This is a genomic window from Mycobacterium sp. (assembly GCF_047975165.1).
In the GTDB taxonomy this organism is placed as follows: Bacteria; Actinomycetota; Actinomycetes; order Mycobacteriales; family Mycobacteriaceae; genus Mycobacterium.
Window position 1 is genome coordinate 1 of sequence record NZ_JBKECZ010000139.1, and the last position, 2138, is coordinate 2138.

The 2138-nt window shown below is 62.9% G+C and carries 4 protein-coding genes; 3 read left to right on the top strand and 1 reads right to left on the bottom strand.

Features of this window, described 5'->3' with window-relative positions; all coding sequences use genetic code 11:
* The 3 genes from thyA to ACK5M9_RS13295 all read left to right on the top strand — a co-directional run.
* Positions 1-527 (top strand): thymidylate synthase (gene thyA / locus ACK5M9_RS13285; protein WP_416893631.1); only part of this gene is annotated, 527 nt, incomplete at its 5' end.
* A gap of 9 nt (positions 528-536) precedes the next feature.
* Positions 537-1031: a dihydrofolate reductase gene (locus tag ACK5M9_RS13290; protein WP_416893632.1), complete on the top strand. Its 495-nt coding sequence runs from the start codon at positions 537-539 to the stop codon at positions 1029-1031.
* Between the two features lie 106 nt (positions 1032-1137).
* Entirely contained in the window at positions 1138-1506 is a 369-nt protein-coding gene (locus tag ACK5M9_RS13295) for a VOC family protein (RefSeq protein ID WP_416893633.1), read from the top strand.
* 12 nt (positions 1507-1518) lie between these two features.
* On the opposite strand, the gene ACK5M9_RS13300 is transcribed toward ACK5M9_RS13295, so the two are convergent.
* Positions 1519-2138, bottom strand: a 620-nt coding sequence (locus ACK5M9_RS13300) for a thioesterase family protein (protein WP_416893634.1), incomplete at its 5' end; no start/stop codon positions are given.

The window sequence follows — 2138 nt, forward strand, 5'->3', positions numbered from 1 at the left end:
TCGGCCCGATCTACGGCTACCAGTGGCGTTCGTGGCCGGCGCCCGATGGTCGGCACATCGATCAGCTCCACGCGGTGATCGACGCGATCAATACCGATCCACACTCGCGACGCCATATCGTCAGTGCCTGGAACGTGGCCGACCTGGACAAGATGGCGCTGGCACCGTGTCATGCGCTCTTCCAGTTCTATGTCGCCGATGGTCGTCTGAGTTGCCAGTTGTATCAGCGCTCTGCCGACGTGTTCCTGGGCGTACCGTTCAACATTGCCTCCTACGCGCTGCTCACCCAGATGGTTGCCCAAGTCACCGGTCTCGAACCGGGGGAGTTCATCTGGACCGGCGGTGACTGCCACCTCTACCTCAATCACCTCGACCAAGCGCGCGAGCAGTTGACCAGGTCCCCGCTACCGCTACCCACCGTGCGGCTTGATCCTTCGATCGACGACATCGACGGCTTCTCGTTGGATTCGGTGGATGTCCAGAACTATCAGTCCCATCCGGCGATCAAAGCGCCGATCGCTGTGTGAGCCGGTCAGGTGACAGTCTCGATTGCGGTCGCCATCGGTGCCAACGGGGTGATCGGCGCCATGGGCCAGATGCCATGGCCGCCGACCGGGGACCAGCGGCAGTTCAAAGAACTGACCTGGGGGCATCCGCTCGTGATGGGCCGGACGACTTACGAGTCCATCGGTAGGCCGCTGCCCGGGCGGACCTCAATCGTGCTGACCCGGAATCGGCAATGGGATTCGGGCCATGGCGAGGTGCTGGTCGCCGGCACGCTCGACGAGGCGATCGCACTGGCCTACCGACGAGACGATCAGGTGTTCTTGATCGGCGGCGCGACGGTCTATGCCGAAGCGCTCGATGCCGATCTGGTCGACCGCATGGTGGTGACCGAGGTCCCGCTCAGCCCAGTTGGCGACGCCTACTTCGGCCCCATCGATCCTCGACGCTGGTCGGAGACCTCACGCGTGGGGTACCGGGGCACACCCGACTACGAGGTGGTCACGTTCGAACGTTCCCGGACGTAGAATCTCCAGATATCTTCCAGCGCAATCGCGCTGGTGACCAGCGGACCTCGCTGACAGTTCGAGCGATCAGCGGCTTGGATCGTCACCGCAGACGAAGGGAGAACCTATGCCCCATGGCGACATCACCCACATTGATATACCGGTGAGCGACCCGCAGGAGGCCGGGGCGTTCTATACGGCCTTGTTCGGTTGGCGCATCGTTGCACCACCGGGCTTTGAGGACTATCCCATGTGGCAGGCACCCAACCAGGTCAGCGGTGGGGGCTTGGCCCCCAGATCGCCAGGGTTCACTCAGCCGCGGTCCTATATCGAGGTCGACTCGATCGAGGACACTCTCGCCCTGGTTCGCGATCACGGCGGACGAGTCCTGATGGAACGCTCCCCGATCAGCGACACCAGTTGGTGGGCAATTTTTGAGGATCCCGATGGCAATCACCTTGGGCTGTATGAAGGCGTCACCGAGGTCCAGGACTAGTACCTGGGCTACTTAGCCAAGCAAGATGGCCAACTGTCGTGATTGGGCCAGCAGGCGGCCCTGATCATCCCAGAGTTCACCGTCCTCCTCATGGAACCCATCGTTCAGGTGCCTGGTGAAAAATCGAGAGGCGATCCAGGATCCGGGTACGGGAAGCCGGTGGAAGTGCACCGTCAGTTGAACGGTCATGGAGCGATGGTTGCCCAGCTCGAGTACCGGTGGAGGTGCCGTATCGACGAGGAGGCCAAGCGCGGGCCAATCGACGGCTGTGCCTCCGGCGAGACGTTGCCACGCGAGACTGGTGGGATCGCCGCTGGGAGTTCCCTGAGCCCAGCCCGGGACGGTGGCCATACGATATTCGATCCGGCCGAACAATCCATCGGTGGGAATGCCTAGCGTTCGTGCATCCGGCAGTGAGTGTGGATCCGGGAGTTCGGGAGGTGCGGCCAGTTCCTGAGTCGGGCCCCGGTGGTCGGTAGCGAAATTCGCGGTCAGCCGGGCCAGCGGCCTTGCGGTGTGCTCGAGGTCCACATCCACGGTCTGGATACGCCGACCGAGTTTGACCGGTGTGACCTTCAACGTGGCCGTCGTACCGGGCTCCGGGGAGGCGAAGTAGTTGATTGCCGCGACGA

Coding starts and splice junctions, on each gene's coding strand:
- ACK5M9_RS13295 (WP_416893633.1), top strand. CDS start 1,138: ATGCCCCATGGCGACATCACCCACATTGATATACCGGTGAGCGACCCG.